This window comes from Massilia sp. CT11-137 (assembly GCF_047302885.1).
GTDB classification, from domain to species: Bacteria; Pseudomonadota; Gammaproteobacteria; order Burkholderiales; family Burkholderiaceae_D; genus Telluria; species Telluria orientalis.
In genome coordinates, this window is the sequence record NZ_JBKYMP010000002.1 from 600,808 (window position 1) to 621,054 (window position 20,247).

16 protein-coding genes are annotated in these 20,247 nt (G+C 68.7%); 13 read left to right on the forward strand and 3 right to left on the reverse strand.

Annotated elements, in window-relative coordinates; genetic code table 11:
• Positions 1 to 69 precede the first annotated feature (69 nt).
• The 6 genes from ACEN98_RS19440 to ACEN98_RS19465 all read left to right on the forward strand — a co-directional run bounded on the left by ACEN98_RS19440 (position 70) and on the right by ACEN98_RS19465 (position 7,652).
• Positions 70 to 2,127, forward strand: coding sequence for a TonB-dependent siderophore receptor (locus tag ACEN98_RS19440; RefSeq protein WP_413386537.1), 2,058 nt, complete (start codon positions 70 to 72; stop codon positions 2,125 to 2,127).
• Positions 2,128 to 2,136: 9 nt separating this feature from the next.
• Positions 2,137 to 3,243, forward strand: a complete 1,107-nt coding sequence (locus ACEN98_RS19445) for a DUF1624 domain-containing protein (protein WP_413386538.1) — start codon at positions 2,137 to 2,139, stop codon at positions 3,241 to 3,243.
• A 31-nt stretch (positions 3,244 to 3,274) separates the two neighbouring features.
• Entirely contained in the window at positions 3,275 to 4,741 is a 1,467-nt protein-coding gene (locus tag ACEN98_RS19450; RefSeq protein WP_413386539.1) for a DUF2868 domain-containing protein, read from the forward strand.
• Positions 4,738 to 6,222 carry a DUF3482 domain-containing protein gene (locus tag ACEN98_RS19455; protein WP_413386540.1) on the forward strand — a complete coding sequence of 495 codons (1,485 nt, stop codon included), beginning with the start codon at positions 4,738 to 4,740 and terminating at the stop codon, positions 6,220 to 6,222. Before ACEN98_RS19450 ends, ACEN98_RS19455 begins: the two co-directional genes overlap by 4 nt.
• A 118-nt stretch (positions 6,223 to 6,340) precedes the next feature.
• Complete coding sequence (gene pedF / locus ACEN98_RS19460; protein ID WP_413342425.1) at positions 6,341 to 6,814, forward strand: cytochrome c-550 PedF; 474 nt, start codon at positions 6,341 to 6,343, stop codon at positions 6,812 to 6,814.
• Between the two features lie 7 nt (positions 6,815 to 6,821).
• Complete coding sequence (locus ACEN98_RS19465; RefSeq protein ID WP_413386542.1) at positions 6,822 to 7,652, forward strand: substrate-binding periplasmic protein; 831 nt, start codon at positions 6,822 to 6,824, stop codon at positions 7,650 to 7,652.
• On the opposite strand, the gene ACEN98_RS19470 is transcribed toward ACEN98_RS19465, so the two are convergent.
• The 3 genes from ACEN98_RS19470 to ACEN98_RS19480 all read right to left on the reverse strand — a co-directional run bounded on the left by ACEN98_RS19470 (position 7,653) and on the right by ACEN98_RS19480 (position 10,755).
• Complete coding sequence (locus tag ACEN98_RS19470; protein WP_056129743.1) at positions 7,653 to 7,838, reverse strand: 4-oxalocrotonate tautomerase; 186 nt, start codon at positions 7,836 to 7,838, stop codon at positions 7,653 to 7,655.
• Between the two features lie 10 nt (positions 7,839 to 7,848).
• Positions 7,849 to 8,580 (reverse strand): class II aldolase/adducin family protein, encoded by a 732-nt coding sequence (locus ACEN98_RS19475; RefSeq protein WP_413386543.1) that lies wholly within the window; start codon positions 8,578 to 8,580, stop codon positions 7,849 to 7,851.
• 72 nt (positions 8,581 to 8,652) lie between these two features.
• Positions 8,653 to 10,755, reverse strand: a complete 2,103-nt coding sequence (locus tag ACEN98_RS19480; protein WP_413386544.1) for a TonB-dependent receptor family protein — start codon at positions 10,753 to 10,755, stop codon at positions 8,653 to 8,655.
• A 143-nt stretch (positions 10,756 to 10,898) separates the two neighbouring features.
• Here ACEN98_RS19480 and ACEN98_RS19485 point away from each other — a divergent pair, with 143 nt between their 5' ends.
• The 7 genes from ACEN98_RS19485 to ACEN98_RS19515 all read left to right on the forward strand — a co-directional run bounded on the left by ACEN98_RS19485 (position 10,899) and on the right by ACEN98_RS19515 (position 20,245).
• Complete coding sequence (locus tag ACEN98_RS19485) at positions 10,899 to 11,840, forward strand: beta-propeller fold lactonase family protein (protein ID WP_413386545.1); 942 nt, start codon at positions 10,899 to 10,901, stop codon at positions 11,838 to 11,840.
• Between the two features lie 178 nt (positions 11,841 to 12,018).
• Positions 12,019 to 13,539: an aldehyde dehydrogenase gene (gene adh, locus ACEN98_RS19490; protein WP_413386546.1), complete on the forward strand. Its 1,521-nt coding sequence runs from the start codon at positions 12,019 to 12,021 to the stop codon at positions 13,537 to 13,539.
• Positions 13,540 to 13,555: 16 nt separating this feature from the next.
• The gene (locus ACEN98_RS19495) at positions 13,556 to 13,936 is read left to right on the forward strand and encodes a DUF779 domain-containing protein (RefSeq protein WP_105381157.1); all 381 of its coding nucleotides are present in this window, start codon (positions 13,556 to 13,558) and stop codon (positions 13,934 to 13,936) included.
• 65 nt (positions 13,937 to 14,001) lie between these two features.
• Entirely contained in the window at positions 14,002 to 15,747 is a 1,746-nt protein-coding gene (locus ACEN98_RS19500; RefSeq protein ID WP_413386547.1) for a PQQ-dependent methanol/ethanol family dehydrogenase, read from the forward strand.
• A gap of 286 nt (positions 15,748 to 16,033) precedes the next feature.
• Entirely contained in the window at positions 16,034 to 17,191 is a 1,158-nt protein-coding gene (locus tag ACEN98_RS19505; RefSeq protein ID WP_413386548.1) for a porin, read from the forward strand.
• Between the two features lie 7 nt (positions 17,192 to 17,198).
• Complete coding sequence (locus ACEN98_RS19510) at positions 17,199 to 19,274, forward strand: 4Fe-4S binding protein (RefSeq protein WP_413386549.1); 2,076 nt, start codon at positions 17,199 to 17,201, stop codon at positions 19,272 to 19,274.
• On the forward strand, positions 19,271 to 20,245 hold the full coding sequence (locus ACEN98_RS19515; RefSeq protein WP_413386550.1) for an FAD:protein FMN transferase: 975 nt from the start codon (positions 19,271 to 19,273) through the stop codon (positions 20,243 to 20,245). Before ACEN98_RS19510 ends, ACEN98_RS19515 begins: the two co-directional genes overlap by 4 nt.
• Positions 20,246 to 20,247 lie beyond the last annotated feature (2 nt).

A 20,247-nucleotide genomic window follows, 5' to 3' on the forward strand; every position in this document is an offset into this window, starting at 1 on the left:
GCATCGTACCGCCATGGCGCCTGCGCCCTGGCGGCGTTACGCGTTATTCGCTGAACAGGATTTGGAAACATGAAGATCAAGAACACCCATCTGCGGTGCGTGCCGCTGCTCGCCGGTACGCTGTCTTTCCACGCCATGGCCGAACCGCCGGCCGGCACCGTGCTCGTCACCGGCCAGCGCACGGCCTACCATGCCCTCACCGTGGCCGGCGCCACGAAAACCGATGCGCAGCCGCTCGACCTGCCGCAAAGTACCCGGACGCTGGAGGCCGACCTGCTGCGCGACGCGGGCGTCACCAACCTGGCCGGCGCGCTCGAACTGGCCAGCGGCATCGCCCGCCAGAGCGACCTGGGTGGCCTGTGGGACAGCTACGCGATGCGTGGCTTCACGGGCGATCCGAACTTCGGGTCCGACTACATGGTCAACGGCTTCAGTTCGAGCCGTGGCTACAACGGCCTGCGCGACGTCGCGGATACCCAGTCCATCGAGATTTTGAAGGGACCCGCATCGGCGCTGTATGGCCGCGGCGAGCCGGGCGGCACGGTCAACATCGTGACGAAGAAGCCGCGCTTCGCGCCGCAATACGGCATCGACGCCGCGCTGGCAAGCCATGGCACGCGGCGCGCCGCGGCCGACCTGACCGGGCCGTTGTCGGACAGTGTCGCGTACCGGTTCAACCTGGCGCACCAGGCGGGCGGCAGCTTCCGCGACCTGGTGCACACCGAGCGCACCTACGTCGCGCCGTCCATCCTGTGGCACGCGGGCGAAGACACGACGGTGTCGTACGAGATCGAAGCGACGCGCCAACGCACGCCGTTCGACCGCGGCGTCGTCGCGATCCCGGGCCGGTTGCCAGTCTCGCGTTTCCTCGGCGAGCCTGCCGACGGTCCGGTCATCGTGCAGTCGGTGGGACAGCAGCTGTTCGTCCAGCACGCGCTGGGCGCAGGCTGGTCGGTGCAGGGTGGCGCATCCTATCGCGACAGTGCGCTCGCCGGCTATTCGACGGAAGCCAGCGACCTCGCGGCGGATGGCCGGACGCTGCGCCGCCAGCGGCGGCATCGCGACTTCGCGGCCATCGACCGTTCCGCCCGCGTGGAGCTGCTGGGCAGGCTCGCAAACCACGCCGTGCTGGTCGGCGCCGACACCTACCGGTTCGATGACCGGCGCGTGCAGCTGCGCCGCAATCCGTCGGCCGCGCATCCGTACGCGCTCGACATCGTCGACCCCGTGTACGGCGGCACGGCCGCGCCGCTCGCCCTGTCGATCGATACGCTCGAACACCAGCGCGCCACGGGGCTCTACGTGCAGGACCAGTTGGACCTGGCGGCGCGCTGGAAAGCGCTCGTTGGCGTGCGCCACGACCGGTACCGCCAGACCGTGATCAACCACCGCACGGCGGCCGTCAACCACCAGCGCCTCGGCGCCACCAGCCCGCGCGCGGGACTGGTCTACCAGCCGGCTGCCACGGTCGCGCTGTACGCGAGCACCGCGCGCGGCTTTCGCCCGAACAGCGGCATCGGCATCGACAACCAGGCGTTCCCGGCGGAAGAGAGCCGCGCCGACGAAGTGGGCGCGAAGCTCGACATGCCCGGCGGGCTGGCGGGCACGCTGGCGGTCTACCGGATCCGCAAGAAGAACGTCCTCACGACGAATCCCGTGAACCCGGACTACGCGATTCCTGCGGGCGAGGTCGCGAGCCGGGGCGTGGAACTGGATGTATCGGGCCGGTTGCGGCGCCACCTGAAGCTGTCGGCGTCGTATGCGTACACGGACGCGCGCGTAACCCGTGGCGACAACACCATACGTACCGGCAGCCGCGTTCCCAACGTGCCGCGCCACAGCGCCAATGTGCTGCTGGTGGCGGGCGATGCACGGCTGTCGGCCGGCGCGGGACTCGCGTACGTGGGCGAGCGCTTCGGCGACGTGGCGGCGTCCAGCGACTTTTGGCTGCCCGGCTACACGACGGCCCGCGTCATGGCGGCGTATGCGCCGGACAAACGCTGGCGCGTCGCGCTGAACGTCGACAACCTGTTCGACCGCCGCTACTACGCCAGTTCGTACAGCCGGTTGTGGGTCGCGCCGGGCAGCACGCGCACGGCGACGGCAACCCTGTCTTACCGCTACTGAGGAACCGCCATGAACACCCGACGTGTTCTCTCGATCGACGTGATGCGCGGCCTCGTCATGCTCCTGATGACGGTCGACCACGTGCGCGAGACGTTCTATCTTCAGCACCAGGTCGGCGATCCGATGGACGTGGGCGCGACGCCACCCGCGCTGTTCTTCACCCGCCTGGCGGCGCATTTCTGCGCGCCGATGTTCGTGTTCCTGACCGGCCTGTCGGCGTGGCTGTATGCGCACCCGCCCGGCGGCCCGCGCGGCGCGACGGGGTTCCTCGTCAAGCGCGGCCTGTTGCTGCTCGCGCTCGAGGTCACGGTCGTGAATGCCGCCTGGTCGGGGACGCCGCAGTCCACCATTTACCTGCAGGTGATCTGGGCCATCGGCCTCGCCATGCTCGCGCTGGCGCTGCTGCACCGCCTGCCGCTCGCGCTGCCCGGTGTGCTGGGTCTGATCATCGTGGGCGGGCACAATGCGCTGGAACAGGGGGCGTTGCCCCCGGCGGCGTGGACGATCCTCGAACAGCGCGGCTTCCTCGCGCTGGATCCGGTCCGCATCAAGGTCAGCTATCCCGTGCTGGCCTGGATCGGCGTGATCCTGCTGGGCTATGCGTGCGGCCCCTTGTATGCCAGGACGGCCGCGCCCGCGCTGCGCACGCGCTGGCTGACCCTCGTTGGCATCGCCTGTTTCGCGTCGCTCGTCGTCCTGCGCAGCGTGAACGCGTACGGCGAGCCCGTGCCGTGGACGCCGCAGGCGGACCCCGTGCGCGCCGCGATGGCCTTCCTCAACTTCACGAAGTATCCACCGTCGCTCGACTTTCTCCTGTTGACGTTCGGCGTGGGCGCCATCGTGCTCGCGTGGGTCGAGCGCGTGGACACGGCGCCGACCCGCGCCGCGGCGGTGTTTGGCGGGGCGCCGCTGTTCTACTACCTGCTGCACCTGTATGCGCTACTGGCGCTGCAGAAGCTCGCCGCCGCCGCGCTGGGCGTGCCGCGTGCGGACGTGGCGCACGTCTGGCAGGTGTGGGCGATCGCCGCGCTGCTGGCTGTCGTCCTGTATCTGCCGACGCGGCTGTTCGGCGCGTACAAGCGCACGAGCGGGAAACGATGGGTGAAGTATTTCTGATAAGCTTGTCAACTCATCCAGAGAGGAGCCCATGAACGAGCGGACCGCACGCGATGTCGTCCTGATGCGCGCCATCGAAACCGCCGACACGAAGCGCGAGATCCTGACCGAAGACGACCGCGTCTACGCCAGCCGCAGCGCGCGCGAGCTGGCGCACTGGCAGGCGGCCGAAGGCAAGAGCGAGCCGCGGCTCGACCACTTCCTCGGCCAGCGCGCGGAACTCGTCCTCAAGCGGCTGGCCGAGCGCACGCCCGCGTTTGCCGCGTTCCGCCAGCGGCGCAGCCTGCTGCCAATGCTGGCCGTGCTGCTGCCCATCATCGGCTTCGCGGCCGGCGCGGGGCTGGACCGTATCGGCAATCCGCATCGCGTCGACCTGCTGTCGGCGCCGCTGCTCGCGATCCTCGCGTGGAACCTGCTGGTCTACGTCGCGCTGATCGTGTGGGCGCTCGTGCCGTCGAAGCGCACCGGCTGGGCGAGCCCGCGGCTGCTGCGCCGCCTGTCCGTCGGCAAGGCCGCGCTGCCGCGCAAACTGCCGGCGCCGCTCGCCGCCGGCATCGCCCAATACTTCACGGACTGGTCGGCGCTGACGGCCAAGCTCACGCATTTGCGCCTCGGCCGCACCATCCACCTCGCGGCCGCCGCGTTCGCGCTCGGTGCGATCGCGTCGTTGTACGCGCGCGGCGTGCTGACACAATACGCGGCCGGGTGGGAGAGCACGTTCCTCGATGCCCAGCAGGTGCACACGCTGCTGTCGGTCCTGTTCGCACCCGCGCTGGCCGTGTTCCCGCTGCAGGGTTTTACCTTGGCCGACGTCCAGGCGCTGCGCTTCGTGCAGGAGCCGTCGCCCGCCGGCGGCGCACGCTGGGTGCACCTGTATGCGGCGACGCTGTTCCTGCTCGTCGTGCTGCCGCGCCTCGTACTGGCGCTCGTGTCCGGACTGCGCGCGCGCCGCCTCGCGCACCGCTTTCCGCTCGACCTCGGCCAGCCGTATTACCGGCTGCTGGCCGACCGCGTCGGCGCGTCCGGTCCGGCCGTGCTGCGCGTGATCCCGTACAGCTTCACCGTCGACGAGCCGCGTCATAAAGGCCTCGCGGCCGTCGCGGCGATGGTGCTCGGCGAACAGGCGCAGCTGATGCTGCGCCCATCGTGCCCGTACGGCGAGGAGCCGCAGGAGCTGCTCCGCGATGCGCGCCTCGACGATGCCGACGTCGCCATCACGGCCGTCCTGTTCAACCTCGCCGCCACGCCGGAGCGCGAGAACCACGGCGCGTTTCTCGAGTACCTGGCGCGGAACACGCCGCGCGGCATCGCCGTGCTGCTGGACGAATCGGGGCTCGTGGAGCGCGGCGCCGTCGACGCTCGCCTCGTCGAGCGCGTCGCGTTGTGGCACCAGTTCTGCCAGTACCACCACATCCAGGGGACCGTCGTCGACCTGCTGCATCCGGAGCGCCATCCGCTCGATCTCGGCAGCGGCCTTCCGGTGTCGGGGGGCGCATGAGCGCGCAACCCGTCGATATCCAGTTCGCGCTCGTCTCGCACACGAACAACGGCAAGACGACCCTCGCACGCACCCTGGTGGGCATGGACGTGGGCGAGGTGCGCGACGCCGCCCACGTGACCGTGTTCGCCGAAGCGCATACCTTGCAGGCCAGCGGCGCGGGCGACCGCCTGCTGTTGTGGGACACACCCGGCTTCGGCGATTCCGTCCGGCTGCTCAAGCGCCTCGCGCAGGCCGGCAATCCGATCGGCTGGTTCATGCGCGAGGTATTCGACCGCTACCGTGACCGGCCGTTCTGGCTCAGCCAGCAGGCGCTGCGCGCGGCGAAGGACGCGGCCGACGTCGTGCTGTACCTCGTGAATTCGTCCGAGGACCCGCGCGATGCCGGCTACCTGCCGGCCGAGATGCGGATCCTCGAATGGCTCGGCAAACCGGTCGTCGTGCTGCTCAACCAGCTGGGGCCACCGCGGCCGGACGAGCAGGAGCAGGCGGAGCAGGCGCGCTGGAAAGCGCACCTCGACCAGTTCTCGATCGTGCGCGACGTGCTCGCGCTCGACGCGTTCGCGCGCTGCTGGGTGCACGAGGACGTGTTCTACGAGCGCGTCGGCAAGCTGATCGACGAATCCAAACGCGACGGCTATGCGCGGCTGCTCGCCGCGTGGCAGGCGCACAACGTGCAGCGGTTCCGCGAGGCCGTGACGCTCGGCGCGCAGATGCTGGCCGGCGCCGCGCGCGACAGCCAGGCCATCGAGCAGGAGGGCAAGGCGAATTTGTTCAAGTCGGCGCTGAAGGCCGTCGGTCTCGGCAAGGATGAACAGAAGCGCCAGGAGGCGGCGATGGCCGGCCTCGTCGAGCGGCTGGAGCGACGCATCGGCGACACGACGGTCGGCCTCCTGCGCCTGCACCGGCTCGACCCGGGCGACGCGGGCCGCATCAATGCCCGCGTGCGCGAGAACTTCGCCGTGCGTGCGCCCATCGACAAGGCGCAGGCGGGGCTGCTCGGTGCCGTCGTTTCCGGCGCTGCGACGGGCCTGTCGGCCGACCTGATGGCCGGCGGCCTCACGCTGGGTGGCGGCGCGCTGCTCGGCGCGATCGTCGGCGCGCTCACGATGGCCGGTGCGGCCTGGGGTTTCAATACCACGACGGACCGCGACCGGCCGACCGTGCAGTTCGCGGATCCGTTCCTGCGCACGCTCCTCGTCGGCAGCGTGCTGCGCTACCTGGCGGTCGCCCATTTTGGGCGCGGACGCGGCAACTTCGTCGAAGGGGAGGCGCCGCCGTTCTGGCAGGCCGAGGTCGAACGCAGCGTCGCCGCGCACGAGGCGGAACTGGCGCCGTTGTGGAAGGCCGTGCGTGGCGCGCCCGATGCTGCGGCGGCCGCCGCGCCCGTGCAGGCGCTGCTCGGCCGCGTGATGGCGGAAACGCTCGAACGCCTGTATCCGGAGGCGGCGGCACGCGCGCTGGCACGTGCGGACATGTGACACCTGTTGCAAATTGGGACAGGCGCGGGCCGCGAACGCCGCCATCCAGGGCGTATGAAGCATGGCACGCCGATTGCTCATGTAGGGATAGACCGATAAACCTACAGGAGACATCACCATGAAGCACAAATTCCGCATCGCCGCCGGCGCAGTCGCCGTTGCCGCCGCCGCACTCACCTCGCTCTGGGCCAACGCGCACGGCAACGTGGTCCCGCAAGCCGTCGACACGACGGGCCTGCCCGCCCTCGGCGACAAATGGCGCGACGAGAATCCGTACCGCACCAACAAGCTGGCGCTGAAGATCGGCGCGTCGGCCTACGGGCAGAACTGCGCCCGCTGCCACGGGCTGGAAGCGGTGTCGGGCGGGATCGCACCGGACCTGCGCCTGCTCGATCGCGACTGCACCGGCATCAAGAACGAGAAGAAGAAGGATGCCTGCTACAAGGAGATCGACAACTACTTCCTGACCAGCATCCGCCACGGCAAGGTGCGCAACGGGGCCGTCTACATGCCGCCGTTCGAAGGCGTGTTCAACCAGGAAGCGATGTGGGCCATCAAGACCTACCTCGAATCCCGCCGCGCCGCCGACTGAGGCCGTCATGTCGACCCTGACTTCGCCGTCGCGTCGCCGGCTGCTCGCGGCGGGCCTCCTGCTGGGTACCGGCATCGCCTTCGCCGACGACACACCCGTGCTGCGCACCGCGGGCACCCTCAAGGTGGCCGTCTACAACGAGCTGGCGCCGTTCTCCAACCACGGCCTGGGCATCGACGCCGACCTGGGCGCCGCGCTGGCCGGCAAGCTCGGGCTGAAGCTGGCGTTGTTGCCGTTCGATGCCGGTGACGATCTCAACGACGACCTGCGCAACATGGTGTGGAAGGGCCACTACCTCGGCTACGGCCCGGCCGACGTGATGCTGCACGTGCCCGTGGACCGCATGCTGATGAACGCGAATCCGCAGGTCGAGATCTTCGCGCCGTACTACGTGGAGACCGTGCGGCTCGTGCGCAGCGCGCAGGCGATTCCGCAGTTCGATGGCGTCGATGCGCTGGCGGGCAAGCGCATCGGCGTCGAGAAGGTGTCGATCTCCGGCATGGTGATGCTGGGCGAGGGCGGAGGACGCTTCCGCGAGCAGGTGCACATCTACCCGACCGCGATCGAAGCGCTGGAACAATTGAAGGCGGGTGCCCTGGATGCGGTGCTGGCCACGCGCGCCCAGATCGAGTCGGTGATGAAGGGCGATCCCGCGTTCCCGCTGCAGAAGGTGCCGTTCGACCGCCTGCCGCGCGGCGGCTGGGCGGTCGGCATGGCGGTGAAGAAGGATAACCTCGGTCTCGCGCGCCGGCTGCAGGCCGCGCTGAACGACCTGGCGGCCAGCGGCGAACTGAAGACGCTCTTCGCGAAGTACGGGGTGCAGGTCGTCAGGCCGTGATCATTCGTCGGACCATAGTTTACCGCCCGTGGCCCAGTGCTCGCGCTTGACTTCGTGGATCAGGATGTCCACGGAGTCGGGCGAGCACTCCAGCGTCCTGACGGTGGCTTCCGTGACGGCCTTTACGAAGGCGCGCTTTTGTTCCGGCGTGCGGCCTTCGAACAGTTGAACGTTAATGGTCGGCATAGGGGTTCCTTCAGGTTCGGTATCGGGGACTGGCGGCGTCCAGGCGGCGCAGCAGCGACGGCCATTCGAGCACGCCTTCGGGCGAGCCGTCGCCCACGAGCTGCGCATGGGCCGTCGCGCACATGGCAGCGGGCGGTTGCACGAGCGGCACGCCGGCCGCCTGTGCGCGCAGCTGCGCCTCGCAGGCGCGGTCCAGGGTTTCCATCAGCACGAAGGCTTCCGCGATCGTACGGCCCACGGTCAGGCTGCCGTGGTTCCGCAGCAGCATGGCGGGGCGGCTGCCCAGGTTGTCCACGAGGCGCGCCTGCTCGTCAAGGGTCATCGCGATGCCTTCGTAGTCGTGGTACGCGAGCTCGCCATGAAAGCGCAGCGCGTACGGCGACAGCGGCAGCAGGCCGTCCTGCTGCATGCCGACGGCGATGCCGGCCACGTTATGCAGGTGCATGACGCAGGCGGCATCCGGCCGCGCCTCGTGCACGGCCGCGTGCAGGCGGAAGCCGGACCGGTTCACCGGCGCCGGCAATGCGCCGATCACGTTGCCGGCGCCGTCGACCTTGACGAGGTTCGACGCCATCACTTCATCGAAGCACAAGCCGAACGCGTTGATCAGGTAGTGGCCCGGCTCGCCGGGCACGGCGGCCGAGATGTGGGTGTAGATGCCGTCGGCCCAGCCGTACAGCGCGCATAACCGGTAGCACGCGGCGAGGTCGACGCGTGTTTGCCATTCCGAGAGTTTGTCCATCACGCGAGCGTAACAGGCAACGCGCACGCCGGTCATATGCCGGCGTGCATGAATGTTATGCGCCTCGCGTATTCAGAACTGATACTGGACGCTGGCGCCCAGCACCCAGTTGCGGCCCGGCGCCGGCTCGTAATACCGCTTGTTGCTGTCGCCGACGATGACGGAGCCGACGTACGTACGGTCGAACACGTTGTTCACGCGCGCGTACTCGCGCACGCGCCACGCGCCCAGCGGCTGGCTGGCCTGCACGCGCGCGTTGACGATCGCATAGCCCGGCGCCGGCGTCGCCGCGTTGGCGTCGTCCGGATTGACCTTGCCGCTGGCGATGGTTTCCAGCGCCGCCTGCAGGCGGCCGTCCGCATCCTTCCACGCCAGTTCGCCGAACAGGCTCGTTCTCGGCACGCCCGGCAGGCGGTTGCCCTCGGCGACGCCGGTGAATGCCTCGTCGTAGATCGCACGCAGCACCGTGGCCGCCACGCGGGCGGAGAAGCCCGCGCGCAGGTCGGCGTCGAGCGACAGTTCCAGGCCCTGGCGCAGGGTGGCGCTCGCGTTGCGGTAGCTCGTGCGGCCGCCGCTGGAACTGTCGACGACCAGCTCGTCGTGCGTGCGCACCTGGAAGACGGCCGCGTTGACGCGCACGTCCTGGCCGACCAGGGCTTTCGCACCGGCCTCCAGTTGCGTGCTCGTCGCCGCGCCGAGGCGGTAGTTGAAGCCGTTGCCCGTGCCCGAGTAAAAGACTTCGTTCAGCGTCGGCGTCTCGAAGCCGCGCGCCGCGCTCGCGTAGACGTTCAGCGTGGGCGTCACCTTGTACAGCGCGCCGAGCAGCGGCGTCGTGTGGCGGTAGTCGACGCTGCCGCCGTCGTTGCCGTTGGCGAGATAGTGGTCGTCCACGTCGAAGCTCACGCGGCTGTGGCGCAGGCCGCCCGTGAACACCCATTGTCCGCGCTCCCATTCCAGCTGCAGGTAAGGATCGACGTTGCGCACGTCGTCTTCCTCGTCGCGGCGCAGGTTGCCCTTCACGCCGAACGTGGTGCCGACGTAGTTCTCGTACCCCTTGCGCGCATCGTTCGATTTGCCGGCTTCCAGGCCGACGGTCGCGCGGAGACTCCCATCGCCGAGCGGGCGCGCCATCTGCCAGTTCGCATCGATGCCGTAGAAATCGCGGTCGAAGTCGACGACGCCGCCGGAATGGCTGGCCGGTGCCTGGAACGCCTTCGAGAACGACTGGTACTGGATCACGCTGCGGTTGCCGCCATAGATCGCGACGTGCAGGCGATCCTGGCCGAACTTCTCGTCCCACGCGAGGCCGACCTGCGTGTGGTGGATGCTCTTGCGCGTGTCGTAGCGGTCGGCCAGCGTGCGTTTCGGCGTCTGCGGATCCGTCGCATCGATCTCGCCGGCGCGCGGGTCGCGCTGGAACGTGGCCCAAGTGACGCCGAGCGGGTCTTGCGTGTCGTCCTGGCGCAGGCCGCTGGCCGTCACCGTCAGCTTGCCGGTGGCGGACGTGTCGAACGTGAGCTTGGCATACGCCTGGTCGCGCGTGGCGGCGCTGTGGGCGCGGTAGCCGTCCGTCTCGAAACGCGAGCCGTCCAGCAGCCAGCCGAACGCGCCCTGCTTGCCGCCCGTATTGACATCCGCTTTGCGCATGCCGTCGCTGCCGGCCGAGACATTCGTTTCGATATAGGGCGCGCGGCGTGGATCACGGGTGAACAGTTGTATCACGCCGCCGGCGTGGTTGCCGTACAAGGTGGAGAAGGGGCCGCGCAGGACTTCGATGCGCTCGGCCATGTCGAGGTTGAACGTCGCGGCCTGCCCCTGGCCGTCCGGCATGGTGGCCGGGATGCCGTCCGCGACGAGGCGCACGCCGCGCACGCCGAACGCGGACCGGGCGCCGAACCCGCGCGAGGAGATCTGCAGGTCTTGCGCATAGTTCTGGCGGTTCTGCACGACGAGCCCCGGCACCGTGGCCAGCGCCTCGGACGCGTTGACGCGCGGCTGTGCGGCGCCGATGCGGTCCGCGTCGACGACGTCGATCGCGGCCGGCAGGTCGAAGCTCGTGTGCTCGGCGCGCGTGGCGCTGACGACGACCACGCTCATCGGCGCATCGGGTGCGGCGGCGGCCGCCAGGGGGGCGGCGGCGAACAGCGCCGCCACGAAATTCAAACGGTGATTCATCTTGTCTCCTGTCGAATGGTCGCCCTTGTCATCCGGGCGCTGACCATGAGCGCATGCAATATACCTGCCAGCCCGGAAACGTGCTGCCCGCATGGCATGGCGCTTGCAATCCGGAGAGTACCGACCACACTCAAAGGACCATCATGTCACGTCTTCGTTCCCTCATCGTCCTGCTGGCCTGCGGCTTCGGCGCCGCGCAGGCCGCCCCCTTCGCCTACGTCCCCAACGAAAAATCCGGCAGCGTCAGCGTGATCGACACAGCCACGGGCGCGGCCGTGCGCCAGATCGCGGCCGGCAAGCGCCCGCGCGGCATCGCGGCCGATCCGGCGGGCAGCCGGCTGTACGTCACGGACGCCGCCGGCAGCGCGCTGCTCGTGCTGGATGCCGCCAGCGGCGCGACGCTGGCCACGATCCCGCTCGGCAGCTCGCCCGAGGGCGTGAACGCGTCGCGCGACGGCCGCTGGGTCGCCGTCGCCGTCGAGGATTCCAACAGCGTGGCGCTCGTCGACGCGGCCGCGCGCAAGCTCGTCGCCGACATTCCCGTCCAGGGCAAGAACCCCGAGCACGCCGTGTTCAGCCCGGACGGGCGCTGGCTGCTCGTCTCGGCCGAGAACGCGGAGCAGGTCGACGTGATCGACGTGGCCGCACGCCGCCAGGTCGGTTCGATCGCTGTGGGCCTGCGCCCGCGCGGCATCGGCTTCGCGCCGGACGGCACGCGGGCCTACGTCGCGTGCGAGCTCGCGGGCGCGGTGTACGTGCTGGACATCGACAAGCGCCGCAGCATCGCCACGATCCCGGCGGGGAAGAACCCGGCCGGCATCGTCGTGTCGCCCGACGGGAAGACGGTATTCGTGTCGAACGGCGCGGACGGCAGCGTGATGCGCATCGACGCCGCGCGCAATGCGGTGGACGCCACCATCGCCGTCGGCAAGCGGCCCTGGAACATGGCGCTGACGCCGGACGGCAGCCGGCTGTACGTGGCGAACGGGCGCTCGGACAGCGTGTCCGTGATCGACACGGCCGCGGGCAGCAAGACGGGCGACATCGCCGTGGGCCAGCTGCCGTGGGGCGTGGTGATCCGCTGACCTGTTCAAGTTTGGAACACCTGTACCAGAAACAGCCGGCGCCTGGCGGTCCAACACGGCAAAAACAGGGGAAAGCGGGCTGGCACGGGGTTTGCGAAAGAAGGGATGTACCGAGCAAACACCAGTGCCCGCAATGGCCACCAATTCGGCCACCCAACCCACAACGAAAGAGGATGACATGAATCTCGCAGACATCAGCAAACTCGGCGTCGCCAATCCGTTCCGCCAACGCTACGACAACTTCATCGGCGGCAAATTCGTCGCGCCGGTCAAGGGCGAGTACTTCGCCAACGTCACGCCGATCAGCGGCCAGCCGTTCTGCGAAGTGGCCCGTTCGACGGCCGAGGACGTGGAGCTGGCGCTGGACGCCGCCCACGCCGCCAAGGATGCCTGGGCGAAGACGTCGCCGGCCGAACGCGCCAACATCCTGAACCGCATCGCCGACCGCATGGAGCAGAACCTGCGCCTGATCGCGACCGCCGAGACCGTCGACAACGGCAAGCCGATCCGCGAAACGATGGCGGCCGACATCCCGCTGGCGATCGACCACTTCCGCTATTTCGCGAGCTGCATCCGCACGCAGGAAGGCGCCATCTCGACCATCGACGACCAGACCTACGCCTACCACTTCCACGAGCCGCTGGGCGTGGTCGGCCAGATCATCCCGTGGAACTTCCCGATCCTGATGGCCGTGTGGAAGCTGGCCCCGGCACTCGCCGCCGGCAACTGCGTCGTGCTGAAACCGGCCGAGCAGACCCCGGCCTCGATCATGGTGCTGGTCGAGCTGATCGCCGACCTGCTGCCGGCGGGCGTGCTGAACGTCGTCAACGGCTTCGGCCTGGAAGCGGGCAAGCCGCTCGCATCGAGCAAGCGCATCGCCAAGATCGCCTTCACGGGCGAGACGGGCACCGGCCGCCTGATCATGCAGTACGCCGCGCAGAACCTGATTCCGGTAACGCTGGAACTGGGCGGCAAGTCGCCCAACATCTTCTTCGCCGACGTGATGGACGCGGACGACGACTTCTTCGACAAGTGCCTGGAAGGCTTCGCGATGTTCGCGCTGAACCAGGGCGAGGTATGCACCTGCCCGTCGCGCGTGCTGATCCAGGAATCGATCTACGAGAAGTTCATCGAGCGCGCGCTGGCGCGCGTGGCGCAAATCAAGGCCGGCAACCCGCTCGACGAGGGCACGATGATCGGCGCCCAGGCGTCGAAGGAGCAACTGGAAAAGATCCTGTCCTACCTCGACATCGGCCGCCAGGAAGGCGCGCAGGTGCTGGCCGGCGGCGAGCGGGCGAAGCATGACGGCGACCTGTCCGGCGGCTACTACGTGCGTCCGACCGTGTTCAAGGGCGACAACAGCATGCGCATCTTCCAGGAAGAGATCTTCGGCCCGGTCGTCTCGGTGACGACGTTCAAGGACGAGGCGGACGCGCTGCGCATCGCCAACGACACGCTGTACGGCCTGGGTGCCGGCCTGTGGACGCGCGACGGCAGCCGCGCCTTCCGCGTCGGCCGCGCGATCCAGGCGGGCCGCGTGTGGACCAACTGCTATCACCTGTACCCGGCACACGCCGCATTCGGCGGCTACAAGCAGTCGGGCATCGGCCGCGAGAATCACAAGATGATGCTCGACCACTACCAGCAGACCAAGAATCTGCTGGTGAGCTACAGCCCGAAAGCGCTGGGCTTCTTCTAACTGGCAGAGAGGCGCCATGACAGCCAATATCGAACGCGTGATGGCGACTCCCGCCGCGCTGGCCTTCATCGGCGAGCTGCGGCGGCGCCACGGGCCGCTGATGTTTTTCCAGTCCGGCGGCTGCTGCGACGGCAGCACGCCGATGTGCTACGCCGCCGGGGAGTTCGACCTGTCCGACACGGACGTCTACCTGGGCAACCTGGACGGCGCGCCGTTCTACATCGGGCTGGAGCAGTTCGGTTACTGGGAACACACCCAGCTGATCATCGATGTGGTGGAAGGCAACGGCGGCATGTTCTCGCTCGATAACGGCACGGGCCGGCGCTTCCTCACGCGCTCGCGCCTGTTCACGGACGAGGAAAACGGCCAGCTGCGCAGCCAGGCGCCGGGACCTTAAACGACGACAAAGCAGTAGGGTGGGCACCACGTGCCCACCATACAACGACAACAAAGGAGACAAGCATGAAGACGAGAATGACCATCCTGCTCGCAGGACTCGCCCCGCTGGCGTTCATCGCCCAGGCGGCCGACATCACCAACGCGATGATCGAAAACGCGGCCAAGGACACGAAGAACGTGCTGTCCTTCGGCATGGGTACGCAGGGCCAGCGTTTTTCGACGCTCACGCAGATCAACACGAAGACCGTCGGCCAGCTGGTCCCGGCCTGGTCGTTCTCGTTCGGCGGCGAGAAACAGCGCGGGCAGGAGTCGCAGCCCATCATCGCCAACGGCAAGATGTTCGTCACCGCGTCGTATTCGCGCATCTATGCGATCGACCTGAAGACGGGGAATAAACTGTGGAAGTACGAGCACCGCCTGCCGGAAGCGATCATGCCGTGCTGCGACGTCGTCAACCGCGGCGCCGCCGTGTACGGCAACCTCGTCATCTTCGGCACGCTGGATGCGCAACTGGTCGCCCTCGACCAGAGCACCGGCAAGGTCGTGTGGAAGGAAAAGGTCGACGACTATGCGGCCGGCTACTCCATGACGGCCGCGCCGCTGATCGCCAAGGGCGTCCTGATCACGGGCGTCTCGGGCGGCGAGTTCGGCATCGTGGGCCGCGTGGAAGGCCGCAACCCGCTGACGGGCGAGCTGCTGTGGTCGCGCCCGACCGTCGAAGGCCATATGGGCTACAAGTACGACAAGGACGGCAAGGCGATTGATGCGGGCGTCACCGGCACGGTCAACAAGAGCTGGCCGGGCGAGCTGTGGAAGACGGGCGGCGCATCGACCTGGATGGGCGGCACGTATGACCCGGCCACGGGCCTCGCGTACATCGGCACCGGCAACCCGGCACCGTGGAACAGCCACCTGCGCCCCGGCGACAACCTGTACTCGTCGTCGACGCTCGCGCTGGATCCGACGACGGGCCAGATCAAGTGGGCCTACCAGAGCACGCCGAACGATTCGTGGGACTTCGACGGCGCCAACGAATTCGTCACGTTCGACATGAACGGCAAGCGCTACGGCGGCAAGGCCGACCGCAACGGCTTCTTCTACGTGATCGACGCGAAGACGGGCCAGCTGCAGAATGCCTTCCCGTTCGTGAACAAGATCACGTGGGCGAGCGGCATCGACCTCAAGACGGGCCGTCCGAACTTCATCGCCGCCAACCGTCCCAGCGATCCGACGAAGGGCGACGGCAAGAAGGGTTCGACCGTGTTCGCCGCGCCGGCCTTCCTCGGCGCGAAGAACCAGATGCCGATGGCGTACAGCCCGCAGACCGGCCTGTTCTACGTGCCCGCCAACGAGTGGGGCATGGAGATCTGGAACGAACCGATCACGTACAAGAAGGGTGGCGCTTACCTCGGTGCCGGCTTCACGATCAAGCCGCTGAACGACGACTACATCGGCGCGCTGCGCGCGGTGGATCCCAGGACGGGCAAGATCGTCTGGGAGAACAAGAACACGGCACCGCTGTGGGGCGGCGTGATGACGACGGCCGGCGGGCTCGTGTTCTACGGCACGCCCGAGGGCTTCCTGAAGGCGGTCGATGCGAAGTCGGGCAAAGAACTGTGGAAGTTCCAGACCGGTTCGGGCGTCGTCGCGCCGCCGGTGACGTGGGAAGACGGCGGCGTGCAATACGTGGCCGTCGTCTCCGGCTGGGGCGGTGCCGTGCCGCTGTGGGGCGGCGAGGTTGCGAAGAAGGTGAACTTCCTGGAGCAGGGCGGCTCGGTCTGGGTCTTCAAGCTCGCAACCAAGATTTGATTTGAACTCCAGGTAAGTGGTCAGGGAGGGTTATGCATCGGCTGCGGCGGCGGCCGGCGTCAAGACCCTGTTTTGCCGCGGCTTCGGCCGCGGTTTTTTTATTTATACCGTTTAGTTAGTTTTGGTGTGCGGACGGTCAAAACTGCAACACCTGATCCGATTCGCCACAGAAAAATACGCTGTTTCCTCGCTTTTCCCCGGGTGAGCGACCGGGCACGCAACTTGCCATCACTGTCGGTACATCTCAACGATGTATCCCACTACAAACAAGAAAGCGAGGAGACAAATGAAGAAGGTTCACGCATTGGCCGTCATGGCCTCGATCGGCGCCTGCACGCAAGCTTCCGCGGTCGACCTGAAGGCCGGCGACTGGACGGTCAACGTCGGCGGCATCGTCAACGCCTATTACACGGGCGTCTCGTGCAACGGCGACGCCGTCGGCGGGCTGGCGCTGGGCGGCCGCGCGCTCGGCTGCGGCGGCGAGGATCACCGCACTACCATCGGCAACGGCCTGCTGCCCAGCGGCCTCGTGACGTCCGTGTCGTCGACGCAGGGCGGCTTCGACGTCACCGCCAAGATCGGCATCTACGTCGCCACGGCGACGGACAGCGCGATCGCGCAAAACAGCACGGTCGACGTGCGCCAGGCCTTCTTCACGTTCGGCCGCGCGGACCTCGGCACGTTCAAGCTGGGCCGAGACTACGGCATCTTCGGCGCGAATGCGATCCTGAACGACATGACCCTCGTCGGCGCCGGCGCGCCGGTGCAGGCCACGCAGCGCGGCCGCGTGACGCTGGGCCACATCGGCGCCGGCTACAGCTACCTGGGCACGTATGGCCAGATCGTCTACAGCACGCCCAAGAACGACGCAGGCATCGGCTTCGACTTCGGCGTGATGAGCCCCGTGTCCGACACGCCGGTCATCGCCGGTCCGCGCTACTCGACCCGTTCGAGCCCGCAGGTGCAGGCGCGCCTCTCGTTCGCGCAGGACGGTTTCAAGGCCTGGCTCGGTGCCAAGACCCAGCGCTTCGAAACGCAGACGCCGGGCGCGAGCGACCTCACGATGAACGGCTTCGAAGCCGGCGCATCGTACCAGCTGGGCGCCGCCGGCCTGCTCGTCAACGCGCAGACGGGCCGCGCGCTGGGCATCCTGTCCGACGCCGACCAGGGCGACGTGCGCTCCAGGAACTTCCTCGTGCAGGGCACGTTCAAGACGACCGATGCCCTGAAACTGGGCCTGTCGTGGGGGCGCAGCGCCAACGACGACAACACCGTCGGCACGGGCGGCCTGAAGTCGAACGCCAACCTGACGGCCGGCGCCTACTATGCGCTGAACAGCGCGATCACGCTGGTGGCCGAGATCGGGCAGACGCGCTCGAAGGGCTTCGGCGGCGCCACCGCGCGCATGAACGGCGGTTCCGTCGGCGGCATCATCTTCTTCTGATGCGGCCATGAACCTGCTCCGCCTCGTCATCTGCTGGCTCCTGCTTTGCGCCGCGGCGCACGCCGGCACGCTGACGCAGGCGGAGCTGGCGCGGCGCTTCCCGGCGCCGCTGGTCGTCGGCGAAAAATCGGCCGACATCCCGGCCTGGCCGCTGTTCAAGCAGAACGGCACGGTGACGGAGCTGGTCGGCTATGCGTTCGAATCGGCCGACCTGGCGCCGGTGCCGGGCTTCGCCGGCGTGCCGCCGAATCTCCTCGTCGTCATGGACCCGAAAGGCACCTTCCTCGACGTGGCGGTGCTGTCGCAGCACGAACCGGTGTTCCTGGAAGGTCTCGGGGAAGCGCCCCTGCGGGAGTTTCTGCAGCAGTACCGCGGGCGGTCGCTGGGGCAGGGCATCACGGTCGGCGGCGCGAAGGGCAGCCTGGACGGAGTGTCGAAGGCGACGGCGTCCGTCCGCATCATCAACCAGAGCGTCCTGTCGGCCGCGCTGAAGGTGGCGCGCGCCAAGCTCGGTTTTGCGCAGGGGCGCGATCCGGGCCGCATCGGCCGGATCCGCATGGATGTCTTCGCGCCGCTGTCGCTGCAGGAGATGCTCGATGCGGGCCTCGTGCGGCATGTCCGCGTGCGCCGGGGCGACGTCGAGCGGCTGTTCGCGGGGAGTAGCGGCGCCGGACTGGATGCACAGGCGCTCGCGCAGCCTGACGACGTCTTCATCGACCTGTGGGTCGCGTGGGCGTCGGTGCCGGCCGTCGGCCGCAACCTGCTGGCGCCGCGCACGTGGAACCGGCTGCAGGGCAGGCTGGAACCGGGCGACCACGCGCTGCTCGTGCTGACGGCCGGTCCGCATACGCTTACCGGGGCGGACTTCGTGCGCGGCAGCGTCCCGCGCGGCATCGTGCTGCGCCAGGACCGCCTGCCGGTGGAGATGCGCGACCTCGATCTCGAACCGCGCCTGGCCGACGGCGTGCACCTGCCGGCCGACGAGATGCTGCTGCTCCGGGTCATCGCGCAGGCGGGCCTGGATCCGGCGCGCGCCCTCGACTTCGCGCTGCCCGTCACGCGCAGCAAGGGGATCGTCTATCCCGAGCGGATCACGCGCGAGATCGCGTTCTCGTACCGCCTGCCGGAGGCGTACTACATCGCCCCGGAGGGCGCCGCGCCGGCGTGGCAGGCCAGCTGGAAGGCGCGCCGCGTGGAGTTGCTCGTGCTGGGCGTGGCGCTCGCCCTGCTCGCGGCCGCGCTGTGGCAGCAGCGCCGGCTGGTGGCCCACGCGCGCCGCTTCGCCTGGCTGCGCCGCGCGTGGCTGCTGTTCACCATCGGCTTCATCGGCTATGCGGCGCAGGCGCAGCTGTCCATCGTCAATCTCACCGGCATCGTGCAGGCCCTCCGGGCAGGGCGGGGCCTGGATTACCTGCTGTTCGATCCGCTGACCGTGGCGCTGTGGGCGTTCGTGCTCGTCTCCCTGTTCATCTGGGGGCGCGGCACGTTCTGCGGCTGGTTGTGTCCCTTCGGCGCGCTGCAGGAATTCGCGGGTCTCGCGGGACAGGCGCTGCGGCTGCCGCAGGTCGCCGTGCGGCGCGTGCTCGATGCGCGCCTGAAGCGCGTGAAGTACGGCGTGCTGGCGGCGATCCTGCTGGCGGCCGTGTGGGCGCCGGCGCAGGCAGACCGGCTCGTCGAACTGGAACCGTTCAAGACCGCGATCACCCTGAATTTCGTGCGCGCCTGGCCGTTCGTCGCGTATGCCGCCGGCCTGCTGCTGGCCGCCATGGTCGTCAACAAGGCGTTCTGCCGCTATCTCTGTCCGCTCGGCGCGGCGCTCGCGCTGCTGGGCCGCGTGCGCCTGCTCGACTGGATCCCGCGGCGCGCCGAATGCGGCACGCCGTGTCAAACGTGCCGCCACCGCTGCGGCTACAACGCGATCGTCCCGAGCGGGAAGGTCGACTACGAGGAGTGTTTTCAATGTATGGAATGTGTCGTTATCCACGCAAGCGACGAACAGTGCGCGCCGCGGATCTTGGAGCGGAAGCGCAGCCGGACGATTCCGATCGTCCCGGCCCCGGACGTCATCGACAGGAGAGCATGATGCACAGAAGGACCTTCATCGCCGCCACCCTGGGCGGCATGGCCGGCGCCGCGGTGGCCGACGCGGCCGCAGCCGACGAACTGCCACTGCACAGCGGCGCCGCGCTGGCATTCGGGACGACGATCAGCGTCGCCGTGCGCCATGCGGACCCGGAAGCCGCGCAGCAGGCCATCGCCGCCGCATTGGGCGAGGCGCGCCGCGTGGATGCGCTGATGAGCCTCCACCAGCCGCCCAGCCAGGTGTTCCGGCTGAACCGCGACAAGGTGTTGCACGGGCCCGACCCGCATCTGCTGACGGTGCTGGAGCATGCGCGCACCTTGTCGCGCCTGACGCAGGGCGCGTTCGACATCACGGTGCAGCCGCTGTGGCGCGCGTTCGATTCGGCGCACGGCGTGCCGCCCGAGCCCGAACGCATGCGCGCGCAACGCCTCGTCGGCTGGACGCAGGTGCAGGCGGGGCCGGAACGCGTCGTGCTGGCACGGAAGGGGATGGCGATCACGCTGAACGGCCTCGCGCAAGGCTATGCGACGGACCTCGCGCTGGCCGCGCTGCGCCGGCACGGCATCCGCCACGCGCTCGTCGACACGGGCGAATACGGTGCGCTGGGCCGCACCGGCGGGCGGCCATGGCACCTGGGCATCCGCGATCCGCGCAACGAAGACGCGGTGGCCGCGAGCCTGGTGCTGGACGGGCGCTGCGCCGCCACGTCGGGCGATTACGCGTCGGCGTTCACGTCGGACCTGCGCCACCACCACATCTTCGATCCGGCCAGCGGCGATTCGCCGACGGAGCTGGCCAGCGTCACGGTGCTGGCGCCCACCGGACTGGAGGCCGACGGCCTGTCGACCGCATTCATGGTGATGGGCGCACGCCGCGCGCACGCGCTGGCCGCGCACCTGCCGGGCGTGGACCTGCTTACGATCGGCAAGGACGGCGCGCGCTGGAAGTCGTCCGGCTTCCCGGCCGCTTGATC